Here is an 18050-nt window from a genome sequence, read left to right on the forward strand (position 1 = left end):
TAAATACAACTAAATCTTAATGTCTAAAAATTCATCCAGACTATAAATTTTTTCTGTATCGTCGTTAGCCGAATTCTTTTTGCTAATCAATTTACATAAAGTATTAAATGTGTCATTATGAATACTTTTATAGACATTAAAATCACAAACAACAAAGAAATATTGTTTTGCTCTTGTTACGGCCACATTTATTAGGTTAGGTTCTTTTACTACTCATTTAGCAGCGCCAGAACTTTTTTTATTAACACCCAACATTAAAATTACGACTTTAGCTTCTTTACCTTGAAAAGTATGAACAGTACCACAGCTAATATCTTTTAAGTATTTGTTATATTTTATTTTAGAGCTGACTTCTTTAAATGGTGATATTATGAAAATATCTTTGTTGCTTATCGTTGAATCTTTATTATCAGGGAAATTTTTGCTATCTGCTAAAGAGCAAATTTCTTTAATTTTATCGATAATTTTAGGTAAATTATTTATTTGTCTTTCAACATTATGACCCTTAATATCTTCACCAGGTATATTTATAATACAACTAGGGTTGAAAGTTGAATCCTTTGTAACTTTAACCATCTTTCCGTTGTAAGATATTTCATTTGATATAGAAAACATGGGATTGTCACATCTTCTATGAACTCATAGAGGTAGACCTTTTATAGAGTTTTTTCTATTTTCGTTTTTATTGTAGTAATTAGATATTCTATCAACAAATGTTTGTACTGATAAATCAGGGTTAAAATATTCATCATCTAAAGATTCGTTTTGTTTAATTCATTTTTGAATATAGCTATCTGTTGTTAGAACAGGCTTTATCTGATCAGGGTCACCAACAACTATCACTTTGTTAGCGCACATTAACGCTCCTACTAAAGATCAAGGAACTGCTTGACCAGCCTCGTCAACGAATGCGTACCTAATCTTAGTCTTAAGATCATCGTTAATGCCACCTTCTTTATTATTAGTAATGTTATTATGGTTTATTTTTGCGTAAATATTTTTAAAACTAGCAAAAGTAGAGCTCGTTATCGGGAAAATGAAACGAGATAAATGATAAAATCCATCTTTTCTGCAATTTTTAGCGTCGAAATAATCTACATATTTACAAATAAATTCTTTTTTGAATTTTAGCGCTCTAACAAATAAAAGCATTCTCAAAGAATTTATAATTTCGTTTGAATAAGGATTGTCTTTTTGTTTTTCTTCTCTGTTTATACTTTTATCATTATAGTTATATTCAGTTATTAAAAGTTCTAAATTGTTAATATCAATCAGTTTAATGGAATCATTATTTAAATATTTATTGAATGCGTTTTTATACAACTGGAATAAATTATTTATTTTCTTATTTAATTTTTCTAAAAAATTAAATAAACGATCAGCATTTTCTTTCTTGATAGAAAGAATCTTATATTTCTTTGTTTTAAATAATCTTGAGAAAAAACTACTTGAATAATCTTGATTTAAATGCTCAATTTTTGGTTTGAATTGATAACCATCTTTTACTTTTTTTAATCTAGATAAATTATTTAATTCTTCAGTTATATTTTCAGTTATTTCCGTAAAAAAATCGTTTATTTGCTTGTTTTTTTGATATTTTAGATATTCGTATTTTATAAAATCGTTATAAGTTTCTTTTTTAGAAAAACCATTTTTTACAATCTTAAATGAACCTATCACTTCGCGATGCAATTCATTAATTTCTTTTACGGATGATAGCAACTCATTAAACGCTGTTCTACTATTTTCAAATCTTTTCTCATTTTCATTTTTCTTGCACCATTGAATGATTGAGTTATATAATTCTTCAAGCCTTTTTTCCTTTTTACCACTTCCTCCTTCTAACGAAATTTGACCAAAGGTTATTTTATTAGATTTATTGCAAGAACCATGACTTGTTTGATTTTTATTAACATCCTTAAAATAATCAAGTTCATCTTTTAAAAAATCTGGTAAATCATCAGGGATTAAAGGTAATTCATTAACAATATTTTGAACAGCGCCATTATTAGAGCTTAATACTAGAATTTGATTATTATTGTTTCTAATCAATTCTCTAATCTTATTTTCTTTATCTTTTATATTTTCTAAATTAAGGCTCTCTTTACTTAATAATTTGGCTTGTTCGCAAATTATTTCAGCAAAAATATCCTTAAGCAGGGTAGTCTTTCCTGTTCCTGGAGGTCCATTAACACTTCAAATATCATTAACGATATTTTCCGATTTTTGTTGAACGCTAATATTGATTGCTACTTGTTGCATCAAAGTTAAATTATATTTAGGATTACCGATAAATTTAGCTTTAGGATAAAATTCAGGATTAATAAATTTTTCTAAATTTTTTTGAAACTCTTCATTAGATTTATCGTTATTTTCATCTTCAAAAAAGTTATATTTTTCCTCTTTATCTGATTCATTAATACCTAGATATCTTTCTAGGTTTTTCGGTATATTTCATCTATTTTCTTTATTGTTAATTAAATTGATTGCATCTAAAATAATATCTAAATAATAACTTTGCTGTCTATATCTAAAATAAGGAAATTCTTCACCCTCTTTAGGTTCAATATATCAATATTTTTTCTTATCAATATTGGATTCTAAATGAAATTTATTATTTAATAAGTGTTCTAATAATTCGTTTAATAAAACAGGTTCTTTATTTTCGTATTTATCGAGTAATTCGGATTGAATCTCTTTTAATTCTTTCTTATATTTATCGTATTCTTCTAATATATCAATATTTTCTCTATCTTCTTTAATTTTAGTGGCTATATAAGATGCGAAAGAAATAAAAAAATCATTTTTATAAGTAGAAAAATTTAAAACATATATAGAATTATCTGAGTTATCCTTTTCATTAATTTTTATTTTTAAAAAAGGGTCCTTAATTTTATCGCCTTCCTTATACTTATTTAAGAAAATGTATCCTAAATAATAATGTTTCGAATCGCTATTATTATCGAATAATTTTGAAATTTTACATATTTCGCAATATTCGTTTTCTTCGTTATCTGGTTTATCAAGCTCGCACTCGCATTTTTTCTTTAAATCAAATTTACTTAAAACATCGGTTTTATAATTTAATTCACCAAAGAAAATGAATAATTCATTTTGATATTTTTTTATTGTGGAATAACCATTTTTAAGTTCGAAAGGTATTGTTTGTTTATCATTTTTATCAAAACATGGTAAACTCATAATTTCATTACAAAATCACGCTCTTAAAAGTTTAGTTTTTTCGTTATTCATATTTTTATAACTACCCAACCTATAAAATATTAGTTCTATCTATTTTATTAAGTAATAAACTATAAGTTTATTTATATTAAATATACAAAATATCCATAAAAACATTCAATTAAATTAAAAATAAATTTAAATTAACTAATTCTTTGTTATAGATCTATTTATGGAATTAATAAAATAATTTATCTATAAAACAACCTTAAAACATTATTAATCATCCTTTAGCTTATAAAGCACATAAATCATTTAAATATTAGATGTATTTCGATTTATCGCAAAATTAATCTATCAAAATTGATGAACTTTTATTTTCAAGGAAAAATTTTAATATTAATCGTATTTATATCGTTGTTGTTATTATCAATATTTGAATAATATAAAATTAATCCGACTAGTTTTATAAAAACTAAATATTTAAACATATGAATAAACGCTTAAGTGGTTCGCAAATAAGACAAATTTGATTAGACTTTTTTAAAAGTAAAAAACATGAGATTGTTGAATCTAAATCTTTAGTTCCGATTAATGATCCAAGTTTATTATGAATTAATGCTGGAGTAGCAACACTCAAAAAATTCTTTTCGGGAGAAGAGAACCCGATAAATCCTAGATTAGCTAACTCACAAAGATGTATTAGAGCTAATGATATCGAAAACGTTGGTGTAACTTCAAGACACCATACGATTTTTGAAATGTTAGGTAATTTCTCAATTGGTGACTACTTCAAAAAAGAAGCTATCCAATTTGGTTTTGAACTATTAACAAAAGAATATGGTTTAGATAAAGATAAACTATATATTACTGTTTATCATGATGATAATGATGCTTATGATAATTGAGTACAACAAGGAATAGATCCTAAGCATATTATTAAATGTAACAAGGAAAGAAATTTTTGAGATTTAGGTTCTGGTCCTTGTGGACCTTGTACAGAGATTTATTATGATCGTGGAGAAAAATATGATCCTAAAAAATTAGGTGAAAAATTATTCTTTGAAGATATTGAAAACGATCGTTATATCGAAGTATGAAACATTGTGTTTTCGCAATTCAATAATGATGGGAAAAATAACTATTCTGAATTATTAAGAAAGAATATTGATACCGGTGCTAGTTTAGAAAGATTTGCTTCAGTATTACAAGATGTTCCGACTAATTACGACACTGATTTATTCTTGCCGATTATTCGAGAGATTGAAAAATACACTGATAGCAAATATGTTGTCGAAGATTACTTTAGTAACGATAAAAAAAGACAAGAAACTCTTAAAGCATTTAGGGTAATAGCTGATCACTTAAAATGTGGAGTTTTTGCAATCGCAGATGGTGTATTACCAGGACCTAAAGATCGTGATTATATTATTAGAAAGTTACTTCGTAGAGCGTTTGTTTATGCAAGAAAATTAGATGCTAAACCTGAATACCTACAAGGTGCAATTAACAAAATTATTGAAATATACGGCGATTTCTTTAAACATTTATTAGACAACAAGAAGATTATTCTAGAAGCTATAACTAATGAATCTAATAACTTTAGTAAAACATTAGATTATGGTTTTGATATTTTTAATCAAGCTAAAACAACTAATGGTTTAACAGCTGAAATAATTTTTAAATTAGTTGAAACATACGGATTTCCTTTAGATTTAATTAAAGAATTATCGCAAGAATCTAATATTAAAATCGATATCGAAGGTTTTGAAAAACTATTTAAAAAACATCAAGAAGTTTCTAAAGCTAATAGCAATGAAACTGGAATGAAAAAACAAAATGAAAATCTTCTTAAGTTTGATAAAGAATCTAAGTTTCATTACGATAAAAACAACATTAAAACCAATGTTATCGCAATTTTTGATGATAACTTTAATCCTGTAGATAAAATTGAAGTTGGTTCAGGTTATGTTGTGTTTAAAGATACACCTATTTACGCAACTTCTGGTGGTCAAAGATATGACGAAGGTTATTGTATTAAAAAAGGTGATTTAGTTGTTCATTTTGATAATGTAATTAAAGCACCGAACAAACAACACTTACATCACTTCAATAAAGCTAGTTTTTGACTTGATGAAAAAGTTGAATTAATACATGACGAAAATTGAAGAAGATTAGTAAGAAAAAATCACTCATTAGAACATATTTTACACGCTACTCTTAAAAATACTATTAGTGAAACCATTAAGCAATCAGGCGCGTTTAAATCAGCAGCTAAAGCTACACTTGATTTCAACTATCCTTCTAAATTAACTGATGAAGAAATTGAAAACGTTGAAAGTAAAATAAGAAAAGTAATAGCTGATGCTTTACCTGTTGGTGTTCATTATGTTGATTATGAAACTAGTCAAAAGATGAACGCGATTGCTTACTTTGAAGAAGAATATAAGAAGCATGAATTACTTCGTGTAATTAAAATGGAAGATTACAGTGTTGAATTATGTGGTGGAACACACGTAAATAACACTAAAGAAATCGAGGATTGTTTCATCACCGATCTTTATTCACTAGGTGCTGGTAGATGAAGAATCGAGATTATTAGTTCTCACGAAACAATTCAAGATTACTTAATTAGCAAACAAGAAGAAATTATTAAAGAAAAAGCTAAAATGATCGATGAATTAGGTAATTATCCTAGTTTTTCATCTAATGAATTTGCTTCAATAAAAGAGATTGGAAGTAAGATAAATAACTTCTCGTTACCCAATTCAATCAAGGATTTAAGAAAATCATTAAGAGAATTCGAAGAATTAAAAGAAGAATTCAAGAAAAACAAATTAGAGTTAGATAAGAAAAAAACTAAAGATCAAGCTAACAAGATCAAACAAATAGCTTTAAATAATTTAGAACACAAAATTGTTTTATTATTCTTTGACAAAGAAGAATCCAAAGCTTTATCAATCGCTCATACAGAATTAGTAAATGAAAAACAAGATCATTTATTCTTCTTTATTAACAAGATTGATAACAAGATTAGTTATCTAATTGGTATTAAGAATCCGACAGATAAACTTAATGCCAAAATTCTAATCGAAAAAATTAACAAAACATTTGAAGCTAAAGGTGGCGGAAAACCTAACTTCGCTCAAGGTGGATTTAGCACTGATAAAGATATCGATAAACTAAAAACGGATTTCATTAATTTATGTACTACGTTGCTTTAGATGTCGGTTCTAAAAAACTGGGAATAGCTACAGGTGACGGTGATTTTAAGATTGCTTCACCATACTGTGTTATTACCTACAATGAAGGTGATTTTAATCAATGTTTGAATAAACTTAAAGAAAAAACTAACAGTTTTTTCTATGATTTTAAGTTTGTTATCGGTATACCTTTAAATATCAATAATACAAAATCTTCAACAACAATTATGGTTGAAAATTTTATTGAATTGCTTAAAGCGAATTACAAAAATGAAATCATTTTATATGATGAACGTTATACTTCAATAATTGCAGATCAAATTATGATGGATAACGAAATAAAAGCTAAAAAAAGAAAAGAAAAAATAGATAAGATTGCAGCTTATGTTTTATTGCAATCTTTTTTTGATGATGATCGATATCCTAAATAAATTTAAACAATTAAATATAGAAATGAAAATCCCGATTATGAGGGATGATAATTTAGTTAACTTAGTTAATAAGTTAACTAATATTAAAGTTAAGGAATTACTTGAAATAGGTACAGGTATTGGATTTAGTTCAATGTATCTTAGTTATCATTTAAAAGAACTAAAAATTGATACATTAGAAAAAAATCTAGAAAGATATTCAATTGCTAAAGAATGATTAGTTGATTTCGAAAATGTTAATTGTATCAATGGTGATTGTTATGAATTTATTCCTAATAAAAAATATGAAGCAATCATACTAGACGGACCAAAAGGTAAGCAAATCGATCTATTTAATAAATATATTAATTATTTATTGCCTAATGGGGTTATGATTATTGATAATTTCTATCTAAAAAACATAAAACCTAATAATAAGCTTTATAATAAAAACCTAGAATGACAAAATTTTGTTCGTAATTTAGATAAGAATAAATTTAATGTTGAAATAGATGAATCAGGAGACGGAGTCGTTTATGTTTTTAGTAAGCCAAGTCCAATCGCTTAATCAAGCTAAAAAATTTATTGACAATAAAGTAGATTGTATCTTAGTAGGGTATGAAAATTTTGCTTTACGTTGTACTAAAACATTAAATAATTCTGAACTAAAAGATTTAATTCAATATAGAAACGATAAAAAGTCAAATACAAAAATATTTGTCTTAATGAACAGTTTTATTTTTGAAAATCAGATATCAGATTTAGAAAATAAACTATGCGAATTAAACGAATTAAAAGTTGATAAAGTTTATTTCCAAGACTATGCAATTGTGCAAATTATACGGGAAAAACAACTAAATTTAGAAGTTGCATATCATTCAGAAACGATGGTTACATCTTATGGTCAATTTGATTTTTTCATCGAAAATAAGATTAACCATTTAGTTCTTGCAAGAGAACTTTTTATGAATGAAATTAAACAAATGCATGATAATAAGAAATCTTTATCATTAGAAATGCAAATACAAGGATATGCTTTTTTTATGCATTCTAGATGAAAGATGATTTCTAACTTTGAAGCGTATGCTAGAATTTCAGATAAATTATCTTCTAAAAAACAATTATGAATTCGTGAAGCATTAAGAAAATACCCTAATGCTATTTATGAAGACGAATTTGGTACTCATATGTTTACAGGTTACATATTATGTGCCATTAAACATATAAAAGAACTTTATGAATATGGTTTAGATTATGTTCGAATAGATTCAATTATGATTGATGAAAAAGCTCATGAATCTATTACTTTAATATATCAAAATATCATCAATGATCTGAGAGAAAATAAAACGGTTTCTGAAGACAAAATTAACAAAAACTACGGCAAAATTGAACAATTATGCTTGCCAATTGAAATTGCTTCAGGATTCTTTGGCGGTATAAAAGAAATCAAACATTTAATTAAAGAAGAAAAGGTAGAAACGAAACAATAATGAAGTACGAATTATTAGCTCCTGCTGGAGATGTTCAAAAAGCGATGTTTGCTATTGACTATGGTGCAGACGCAGTTTTTATCGGTGCCAAAGCTTATTCATTGAGATCTAGTGCTAGCAATTTCTTTTTTAAAGATATAAAAGAAATTGTAGATTACGCTCATGAACGTAATAAGAAAATTTATATTACGGTTAATGTTGTGTGTCACAACCCCTTAGTTAAAGGTTATGCTAAATTTATTGATGAGTTAGCTCTAACAGGTGTTGATGGATTAATTGTTGCTGATCCGTTTATAATTCATCACACAAAAAATAATCATCCAGAACTAGAATTACATTTATCAACTCAACAAAGTGTTACAAATTCTAAGTCAGCCTTATTTTGAAAAAGTAATGGATTATCAAGAGTGGTATTAGCTCGTGAAGTAACAATAGAAGAATTAGAGCTATTAATGCCTAATGTTAAGGATAAAGTAGAAATCGAATACTTCATTCACGGTGCTGTATGTATTTCGTTTAGTGGACGATGTATGATGTCTAATAACTGATCTCTTCGTGATGCTAACGTTGGTGGTTGCGCGCAATCTTGTCGTTGAAGATATGATTTAAAAGATGAAGAGATGAATCATTATTCAGATTCTTTTACAATGTCACCGAAAGATATGGCTTTAATCGATGAGATTAAGAAACTGATGGAATTAGGTGTTGCTTCATTTAAAGTAGAAGGTCGTATGAAGTCGATTAATTATGTGGCTACGGTAATCAAATCATATCGCTATGCTATGAACTACTATCTAACCAATGGATTTAATGTTAATAAGGATAGCGAACAAGAAATGCTAACTAAAGCTAGAGCAGAATTAAAATCAGCTGAAAATCGTTTAACCAAAAAGGGTTTTGCTCACGGTCAACCTGGTATTGATGCTATGTTATACCATGAAGAAGAACGCAAAATAGCTCAAACATTCGCTTTTATTGTTGATGAAATTCAAGATGATGGTTATGTAAAAGTAACATGTAAAAATAACTTTAAAAAAGCTCAAGAATATATGATTTATGGCCCAAACTTTAAATTTGATGAGATCAAAATCGTATCTTTATTAAATAAAGAAAAGAAAGAAGTCGATGTTGCAAACGACCCGATGGGAATATATTACTTGAAATTTGATAAAAATTATCAACTAATGAAAAATAGTATTGGACACATTAAAAAAACCTTGGATTAATAATTCCAAGGTTTTTAGTTAGTTGCAGCTTGTGCATTTGTTCATCTAGCTGCTCTTGATTTAAGACGACGAGCTTTGTTTTTAGAAATTCTATTATTTTTAGCTAATCTATCTGCTAAAGAATAAACTTTATCAGCATCTTTTTTATCTTTAGAAACTTTAGTTTTCTTAATTTGATTTTTTAATGCTGTTTTAAAACCTTTAGTTAATTGATTAGCCTTTAAATTCTGACGATAGCTCTTTTCGTTTGCTTTAATATTGGCCATATCGTTTACGTACGTTTTTAATTATATAACTTATTAATTATAATATATAAGTAAATACTACACGTATAATATTATATACAATATAGTTTAATGAATAGTAATTTTATTTTAATCGTCTTATTAGTAGTTGTTCCAATTGGATTCATAAGTTATTTTATTTATAAAAGAAAAAAAACTACAGGTTCAGGTGAATTTGTTGGAAGAACTAAGGATGAACGCAGAAACGAAGTTTGAAAAACTGTTAAAAAATATCTGCAAGATAACGACATGTATGGTCGTGAGATCATGTATACTTTTGTCGCAAAAAGACCGTCAGCTAATGATGATAAGAAGCTTCACAAACAGTTTAAAGAAGAAACAAAAAAATATTTATTAGAGCATAAATTATCTAAAAAAGATAAGAAAGCTTATCTAAAAAGTCGGTCTAAGGAAATGGCTCGTGAAAGATATTGCATCTATTTTCAAACAAAGGATGCTAAGACTCAATCTGTTTTTGATCCAGAAATTATTGAGGCTGAAGTATTAACATTACCTCCTAAAAAAAGAGGTGATGCTCCTGAAAGAAAAATTCAAATTAACGGATTACAAGATTTTAAAAAAGAGTTTGCTTGAATTGAACCTTTAAAAAATAAAGAAGATGCTCGATTAAAGAAAGCTGAAGACGAAAGAATTAGAAAGCTTGAAAGAAAAGAACAACGCAGATTAGCTAAGTTGGCTAAAAAAGAAGCTAAAACTAAAAAGAAGATTTAATAAAAATGATTAAAAAAAGAGTTGCTTTTTTTGGTACAACAGAATTATCTTTAGTATGCCTTAAGGCTATGCTAAATGATAATTCTTTTGATGTAGTAGCAATTATATCTCCTCCCGACAGAGTAGATTTACGAAATAAAAAGAATAAATTAAATTCAGTTAAACAATTTTGCATAGATAATAATCTACAAATTTATCAACCTGAAAAATTATCGGATTTCTATGAAGAATTAATAAATATGAATTTAGATTTGGGTGTATGTATAGCTTACGGACAATTTATTCCTAAAAAGGTTTTGAATCTATTTAAAGATGGAATAATCAATGTTCATCCTTCTAAATTACCGTTATTAAGAGGAGGTGCTCCTATTCATTATGCGATTATAAATGGATTTAAATCTACAGCTATTTCAATCATGAAGTTAGATGAAAAAATGGATCATGGTCCTGTGTATGATCAATTAGAAGTAGCTATTAAAGAAGAATGAAATCATGATGATTTAAATTCTGAAATTATTGCTAAATCACCAGGGTTTTTAATAAAAACTATAAAAAATATTTATGAGAAAAACCTAACAGCTAAAGAACAAGATCATGATCAATATACACTTGGCTTAAATATCAAAAAAGAACAAGAACATTTGAATTTAAATTTAGATGCCAACAGTTTTGTTAATTGACAAAAAGGATTATGATCAACCCCTGGTGGTTATTTGATTTATGATGGATATAGAGTTAAAATAGCTCAAGCAAAAGTTGTTGAGAATGAACAAGACAACCAAATAGATCTGATAGGATCAATATACAAAATTGATAAAACAGGTATTTATGTATATCTAAAAAGAGGGTCAATTGCCATTACTAAATACCTATTACCTTCTAAAAAAGTTGCAGATATAAAGCAATCAATTAATGGAAACATTCCATTTAAAATAAATACAAAATTTGAATAAATATGGAAAATAAAAAGATATTTAAAAGAAATGATTTTTTAAATACATTTAGTAGAACCTAAATCTTTATGAAAATTTACTGATAAAGAAATAACCGCTATCATTCAAAATGAGTTGGGACTATCAAAAGATTCTTATGAAGATATAAATGAAGAATTAAATGGGGAAGAGTCCGCTATTTTAGATTTTGATGAAATCGATTTTGTTAATGACGACATTGAATCCCAACAAATAAATGACGCTTATTTAGCAGAAATAATTAAATTAAAAGAAAAATCTAAAGAATTTATTAAACACGAAGTTCTATCTGATTTATATGATGATGAATGGAAAAATGCTGAACTAGAATTTTCTAAAGGTGTATACCAAGAATATGATATAGATTATATCGATGTTATTGATAACAAAGAAAAAGAAAAATTAGTTAGAATAATCGATTTATCAGATTATCAAAAATTACCTATTACAACAGCAGAAAGCCTTCATGAAATTATTAAAAAACATGATTTTTCATCATTAAAATTACTAGTTTTAGATGGAATTTACTTTAATGAAAAACAAAGATACTATCTACAATCATCTGTGTCTGGATGTTTATTTTACAAACATAATGATGATCGAATAAAACTAGATGTATATACATCAAAAAACTCTACAAGCACAAAAAGAAAAGATCTAGTTAATTTTTATTATGATTACCGAATTTTAACTGAGCTTGGTTATGATGTTTTGAAATGAAATGTTGTTTTAGTTAAATACTGTTTAAACAAAAAGAATGAAGTTGATTTTGTTTCAACAGAAATAGTTAATTGCAATAAAGGTGGATCTAATTTACCTGATAAAATAAAAAAAGAATTTAGTAAAGAACAATTTTTCCATCCAAGTTTTATTAAAGCTAAACAAGACATAAGAATAAGTGGTAATCAAGAATTAATCGCTGATTACCCGCAACATAATTTAAAGACAGGTTCTTTTTGTAATGCTTTAAAAATGATGTCATTTCAAATTTTAGAATCAGAAGAAAAAGAAGCATATAAATTTCAGACAAATTATTTCTTAGAAGTAAGAAATGCATTTGATAACATTTTTGATGAAATGATTGATATCAAAGATACTAATGTAGGCAAAATTGAGTTATCAAATGCTTATTTTGGAGATTTTTATAAAAATCCGAACGACTCTATGATCAGATACACATTAGGTAAAAAAGTGTTTGAACCTTTTTTACTAAGTGGAAACGTTTATTCAATTAATAAATTTTTCGATAAAAATGGAAATTTAGTATTTCCATTAGTAAATAAAGATGGCGAAAAATTTAAAATAAGCGATTTCATCAAATACATAAATGCTAACCCGCCTCCTAAGCCAATAAAATATTTATCTGTTTTTAGTAAAGCATACACCCCTAGTATTGTTGAAAGTTATGTCAACCCAAATACTCACCAAGCATTTGCTAAATTAAAAAATAAAAAGGTTTATTTTGACTTTGAGTCAATTTGTCATTTATTTGCGCCAATGGATGATATTTTGCCAAATATGCAAATAATAACGCAAAATTCTTTCATTATTGATCATAATGACGGCTCAGAACTTGTATGTGTTAATGATGTAATTGATCCATTGAAATTGGATATTAATTGATTTATAAAGATAATTAAAGATCTACATCAAGGTCCAGATTATAGTTATGTTGTATACAATGCTACCTTTGAACGATCTAGATTGTATGAAATGGGCGCTTATATTGAAAGATGTAAAAAACTATATCCAGAGAAATTTAGCGATCCATCTGATTTAGAAATTGATTTCTTGCAAAAAGTTAAAGAAATTGATGCTAACCTATTTGATTTAGCTGATTTCTTTAACTTGAATAAAGACTTAATAGTCATTAATTCATTAAATGGATATTACTCAATTAAAAAAGTTTTATTATTAACATCTCAAGAACAACGAAAAGAAGCTAAAGCCGTTGATTACGCGACACTTAATGTGAAAAGAGGTGATATTGCGCAAAAACTAACAGCTAAACGTTTCTTAGGATTAGTTGATGATAAGGAATGAGAAGAAATAGCAACTGATTTAGCTACATATTGCGAAAACGATGTTAGATCAATGATCGCTGTTGAGTACTTCATAAGAGATTTATTAAAAAGATAGAATAAATCTATAGAATCATAATAACTAATTAACCATTCATAATTTATTTGTAGAATAATAATATTAAACTTAAGGATGATACAAAATGATTTACGACAAATTAGAAAATTTTAGTAAATATTTAACAATTAATAAATATTTTCCTAAGATCAAACAGTTTTTAGAAGATCATAACTATGATTTATCTAAATTATCAGTTGGTATTCATGAAATTGATGGTAAGGATTTATACTTAAATGTATTAGACTCTGTTGTTTATCAAAAAACAGAAGCCAGATATGAACTTCATAAACACTATGGTGATGTTCATATAGTTTTTGAACCAGGTGAAATTTACTTTAGCCAACACGCAGAAGATGCAAAAGATATGCAAGTAGAAATTCCTTATAACGAACAAAAAGATGTAACTTTTTATGTCTCAGATACGACAAATGACAAAGTTTCTAATAATCGTTTAGTGCCTTCTAAAAATTCTTTTGTAGTATTCTTACCAGGAGATTTACACGCACCTAGAGTATCTGAAAATCCTTCAAATAATATCATTAAATATATTTTTAAATTTAGATGTTCATAAAAAAAATAATTAAATTTTTATCGCTGTTTTTTATTGCTTTTTTAGGCTTATTAAGCCTAAATATTACTATATCTAATAGCTATAAAATTAACAGTTATGAACAAAGTTTGCAAGCTACAGAAACTAAAGAAAATCTTGAACCATTTTATAGCGATTTAAAAAATGTAGCCGAACAAAAAACAATTAAACTTTTTTTGACAAGTGATAATTATCAATCAGTTGTAACATCATTGATGTTATCGCAATATTTTTTAAACGATAAGGTTGTTGATGATGGTTACAGCCCTATCGTATTTTTATACCAACAACAACTAGTTAACGATCAAGATTTTAGTATTAATATCACTAGTAATATTCCAAATTGATTTGACAATAATTATCCGAAAAATAAAGCAATTATTCAAACGAATAATAGCTCTATTTTTAACGATAAATCCAACCTAAGTTATACTGCTGCTAATGTTTTAACTTTTCTAGATTATATTAGAGTGTATTTCCACGATAAATACACAAGTAATCCAGAATTAGAATACAAGCCATTATTATTTGATATTTTTCTAACGCCAAAATTACTGGCGAATATCTGAGATAACCATTCAATAGCTTTATATAATTTTTTAGCATATGTTAATCGTTTTCATTTGATTTCGAATGATAACTACCTAAAAACTATTTTTCTTAAAAATTATGTTGACCGCTTAAATGATAAACTCATTAATAAAAGTTCTGATGAAGTTTTAAATATTTATCAAGAAAAATTCGATAAGATTTTTGTTAATGCAACAAAGTTAGAAAGCTCTAAAAATTTTTTAAATGTTTTTAGTGACGATTCAAGAAATGATGAAAACTTAGATGTTTTCAAAGAGACCTCATTATATGAATTAATATTTGATGAATCAAAATTCGTTTTTTATGATGGTTTATCATATACGATTAATAACGATAAAATTAATGATAAATTAAAACTTAAGATTTATTTTTATGAGAAGATTTATGATCTTTTCTTTAAATCGAATCAGTTAATGATTGATAAATCGAAAATTAATTTATTGATTCATCAATATTTAAATATATTTTTATTAACTGATCAATTTAATGTAGCAAATTTCTTTTATAAAAATCAAAACCTTTTTAATATTAATAAAAAAACATTCATTTTTTTAGAACCAGCTGCTCCTACTAAATTAGGTTTAAATGATATTAATCTAAGTAGTTCTATAAATCGTTGAAAATTTGATGAATATAAATCAATTCTAAAAACATTTAGAAAAATTTATCCAAGCAACAAGTACAATTTTTTATACATAACCAATCCTATGTTTGATGGTTTTAAAAGTCGTTTTAATGCTTTTCAAGAACTATTAAATATAAATGATTTAGATATTATCTATACCAAGCCAAGTTCAGCATTTTTATTATTCTATGAATTGCTAAATCAATACCAAAAAAGTGTAACTAGCAATATAGCTAGTTCGATTATAGTTGGCGGAATTGATTTTAATGATGACAATGTCTTAGACATTCTTAATTATTTGAAAAACAACACAACTTGAAACGATGAAGATATCAAAAATGTGATTAGAAATATTGATAATTTTCCTATCCCATTAACATTTTTGATTAATGATTTTGATCTAACAAAAAGAAACGAACCTTCAGAGTATTTTGTCTTAAATAAATCTTATATAACTTTATCTCAAGGTTTGATTAATGATAATGAAGGTTTAAAAATAGCTTCTAATTTATTAGGATCAAAAAGATTTTTTGATAAAAATGGCTTTAATGAATACGATCCAATTGTAAGATACAATTTAATAATCAATGAGTTAAATGATGGAGGTAAAAAAGAAACCACTGTTTCTATTTCGTTAATTGTTATAGCAACGGTATTAATTGCTCTGGTTATTTCTACAATGATTTTTATCATTTATAATTATAAAAGGCTTAATCAAGCTAAAAAACGCTGATCAAAGTATATAGCTAAATGAAAAGAAAAAGAAGATAACAATGCCTAGAAAACACTTAATTGCTAATCAAATTAATAAAAAACAACAATCTAATGCTAAGTTATGACAAAAATTAGCTAAAGAAATTAAAGCTGCTGTTAAAGTTGGGGGAACTGACCCTGAGACTAACTATCGTCTTAAAGCGGCTATTGATAAAGCTTTATCTTATAACTTATCAAAAGAATCTATTAATAGAAACATCTTTGGTGGTTCTAATAAAGATGAAGATAATTTGATTGAAGCAGAATACGAAATCTATGGACCTAATGGTTTAGGAATCATTGTTAGAACATTATCTGATAATCCTAACCGTGTTATTTCTTCTTTGAATGGTTATATATCTAAATTAAAAGGATCATTAGCTAAGCCTAATAGTGTCAAGATTAATTTTCAACAACAAGGAATTATCTTAACCGACTTAAATAATTTCCATGAGGAAACATTATTAGGTCTTTTAATTGATTATGAATTAATTGATATAAATTCAGATGATGAAGGATATGAGATTATAACTACCCCTAATTCTTATTATCAAGTTAAGGAGAAGTTAGAATCTGCTAAATTTAATATCCACCATTCTGAATTAAAATTAGTACCTCTTTCATACGTCTCACTTAATCCAGAACAGACAGAATTATTCGAAAGATTTGTCGCTTCTTGTGAAAATGATGACGATATTCAATGAATGGTTGCTAATAACGAATAATTTGTGATATAATTTTAAAGGCAATAATAAAAAGGCCACATAGCTCAGCGGTAGAGCAACCGGCTGTTAACCGGTTGGTCACAGGTTCAAATCCTGTTGTGGCCGCCATTATTGGCGCGTTGGTGAAGTGACTTAACACACACGCCTTTCACGCGTGCATTCACGGGTTTGAATCCCGTACGCGTCACCATTAAAAATAAACTAACTAACTAACAAAAACTAACGAGGTTCAAAATTTCCTCTGTTGTCGGAGTCTAACTCCTCCGATAACATAAAATTTTTTTACTAAGGATAAAACCTTAGTAAATGGAGTGTTAGCTCAGGCGGGAGAGCATATGCCTTACAAGCATAGGGTCGGGGGTTCGATCCCCTCACACTCCACCATGCCGACTTAGCTCAATCGGCAGAGCAACTGACTTGTAATCAGTAGGTTGTAGGTTCAATTCCTATAGTCGGCACCATAATGCTTCTTTAGCTCAGACGGTAGAGCAAGTGACTCTTAATCACTGGGTCGTGGGTTCGATCCCCTCAAGGAGCACCATGTTGCACTCGTGGCGGAACTGGCAGACGCGCTAGACTTAGGATCTAGTATCATTACGATGTGGGGGTTCAAGTCCCTTCGGGTGCACCATTAAAATACATTTATCTCAAATAGTATTTTGTTTAATAAATTATCTTGGCGAGATTTATTAAACTTTATAAAAAGCTGCTTAAGCAACTAATAAAATTCTATTTAAATATAAAGACTTTGAATTATATTCAAAGTCTTTTTTGCTTATATCACATATTTTATAAATTTAAATAGTTATTTAGCTTGACGGATCAAAAAATGGTTGCTTTAAAACCATTTAATTTAAACTTAGCTAAATAAATAGGATTAAAAAGTAATTTATAATAAATAAGAATGGCTGAAGAAAACAAAAAGAAATGACTTTAGAAATATTAAAAAATGTTTACATTATTTTAAGCTCTCTAATGCTTATCATTTGTTTAGTTTTTTGAGGTATATCATTTTATTTATATTGAAATCGATATAAAAAAAGAAAAGTAGCTAGTGATAGCGCATTCGGTAGAACTATTAAGGATGAACAGATAAAACTCACCTGATGACAAAAAAACGGGGGAT

General features: G+C 27.0%; 13 protein-coding genes and 6 tRNA genes. 17 read left to right on the forward strand and 2 right to left on the reverse strand.

Going from position 1 to position 18050, the window contains the following annotated elements; all coding sequences use genetic code 4:
* Positions 1 to 9 precede the first annotated feature (9 nt).
* On the reverse strand, positions 10 to 3252 hold the full coding sequence (locus tag NMG77_RS00510; RefSeq protein WP_255045887.1) for a DEAD/DEAH box helicase: 3243 nt from the start codon (positions 3250 to 3252) through the stop codon (positions 10 to 12).
* 419 nt (positions 3253 to 3671) lie between these two features.
* On the opposite strand from NMG77_RS00510, the gene alaS reads away from it, so the two are divergent.
* From alaS to NMG77_RS00535, 5 genes are read left to right on the forward strand one after another with little or no spacing between them, the layout of a single operon-like run.
* A complete protein-coding gene (alaS, locus tag NMG77_RS00515) occupies positions 3672 to 6404 on the forward strand; it encodes an alanine--tRNA ligase (RefSeq protein WP_255045888.1) in 2733 nt (910 codons plus the stop codon).
* Positions 6386 to 6814 (forward strand): Holliday junction resolvase RuvX, encoded by a 429-nt coding sequence (gene ruvX, locus NMG77_RS00520; protein WP_255034767.1) that lies wholly within the window; start codon positions 6386 to 6388, stop codon positions 6812 to 6814. The genes alaS and ruvX overlap by 19 nt, the downstream gene beginning before the upstream one ends.
* Positions 6795 to 7361 carry an O-methyltransferase gene (locus tag NMG77_RS00525; protein ID WP_255045889.1) on the forward strand — a complete coding sequence of 189 codons (567 nt, stop codon included), beginning with the start codon at positions 6795 to 6797 and terminating at the stop codon, positions 7359 to 7361. Before ruvX ends, NMG77_RS00525 begins: the two co-directional genes overlap by 20 nt.
* Complete coding sequence (locus NMG77_RS00530; RefSeq protein ID WP_255045890.1) at positions 7306 to 8286, forward strand: U32 family peptidase; 981 nt, start codon at positions 7306 to 7308, stop codon at positions 8284 to 8286. The genes NMG77_RS00525 and NMG77_RS00530 overlap by 56 nt, the downstream gene beginning before the upstream one ends.
* Positions 8286 to 9512: a peptidase U32 family protein gene (locus tag NMG77_RS00535; protein ID WP_255034770.1), complete on the forward strand. Its 1227-nt coding sequence runs from the start codon at positions 8286 to 8288 to the stop codon at positions 9510 to 9512. Before NMG77_RS00530 ends, NMG77_RS00535 begins: the two co-directional genes overlap by 1 nt.
* A gap of 14 nt (positions 9513 to 9526) precedes the next feature.
* On the opposite strand, the gene rpsT is transcribed toward NMG77_RS00535, so the two are convergent.
* The gene (gene rpsT, locus NMG77_RS00540) at positions 9527 to 9778 is read right to left on the reverse strand and encodes a 30S ribosomal protein S20 (RefSeq protein ID WP_255034771.1); all 252 of its coding nucleotides are present in this window, start codon (positions 9776 to 9778) and stop codon (positions 9527 to 9529) included.
* A 90-nt stretch (positions 9779 to 9868) separates the two neighbouring features.
* On the opposite strand from rpsT, the gene NMG77_RS00545 reads away from it, so the two are divergent.
* The 12 genes from NMG77_RS00545 (at position 9869) to NMG77_RS00600 (ending at position 17555) form a co-directional block, all read left to right on the forward strand.
* On the forward strand, positions 9869 to 10528 hold the full coding sequence (locus tag NMG77_RS00545; RefSeq protein ID WP_255034772.1) for a DUF5385 domain-containing protein: 660 nt from the start codon (positions 9869 to 9871) through the stop codon (positions 10526 to 10528).
* 5 nt (positions 10529 to 10533) lie between these two features.
* Positions 10534 to 11481: a methionyl-tRNA formyltransferase gene (fmt, locus tag NMG77_RS00550; protein WP_255045891.1), complete on the forward strand. Its 948-nt coding sequence runs from the start codon at positions 10534 to 10536 to the stop codon at positions 11479 to 11481.
* A 114-nt stretch (positions 11482 to 11595) separates the two neighbouring features.
* Positions 11596 to 13638: a DUF2779 domain-containing protein gene (locus tag NMG77_RS00555; RefSeq protein ID WP_255045892.1), complete on the forward strand. Its 2043-nt coding sequence runs from the start codon at positions 11596 to 11598 to the stop codon at positions 13636 to 13638.
* A gap of 85 nt (positions 13639 to 13723) precedes the next feature.
* Positions 13724 to 14212 (forward strand): YhcH/YjgK/YiaL family protein, encoded by a 489-nt coding sequence (locus NMG77_RS00560; protein WP_255034776.1) that lies wholly within the window; start codon positions 13724 to 13726, stop codon positions 14210 to 14212.
* A complete protein-coding gene (locus NMG77_RS00565) occupies positions 14203 to 16227 on the forward strand; it encodes a hypothetical protein (protein WP_255045893.1) in 2025 nt (674 codons plus the stop codon). Before NMG77_RS00560 ends, NMG77_RS00565 begins: the two co-directional genes overlap by 10 nt.
* Positions 16220 to 16924, forward strand: a complete 705-nt coding sequence (locus NMG77_RS00570) for a YebC/PmpR family DNA-binding transcriptional regulator (RefSeq protein WP_255034779.1) — start codon at positions 16220 to 16222, stop codon at positions 16922 to 16924. The genes NMG77_RS00565 and NMG77_RS00570 overlap by 8 nt, the downstream gene beginning before the upstream one ends.
* Before the next feature lie 33 nt (positions 16925 to 16957).
* Positions 16958 to 17032, forward strand: a tRNA-Asn gene (locus NMG77_RS00575).
* 5 nt (positions 17033 to 17037) lie between these two features.
* Positions 17038 to 17114: transfer RNA gene (locus NMG77_RS00580), tRNA-Glu, on the forward strand.
* A gap of 118 nt (positions 17115 to 17232) precedes the next feature.
* Positions 17233 to 17308: transfer RNA gene (locus tag NMG77_RS00585), tRNA-Val, on the forward strand.
* A gap of 1 nt (position 17309) precedes the next feature.
* Positions 17310 to 17385: transfer RNA gene (locus tag NMG77_RS00590), tRNA-Thr, on the forward strand.
* 4 nt (positions 17386 to 17389) lie between these two features.
* A tRNA-Lys gene (locus NMG77_RS00595) sits at positions 17390 to 17465 on the forward strand.
* A 4-nt stretch (positions 17466 to 17469) separates the two neighbouring features.
* Positions 17470 to 17555: transfer RNA gene (locus NMG77_RS00600), tRNA-Leu, on the forward strand.
* Positions 17556 to 18050: the final 495 nt, after the last annotated feature.

The sequence above is a fragment of the Mycoplasma bradburyae genome, assembly GCF_024339025.1.
Taxonomy (GTDB): domain Bacteria; phylum Bacillota_I; class Bacilli_A; order Mycoplasmatales; family Mycoplasmoidaceae; genus Mycoplasmoides; species Mycoplasmoides bradburyae.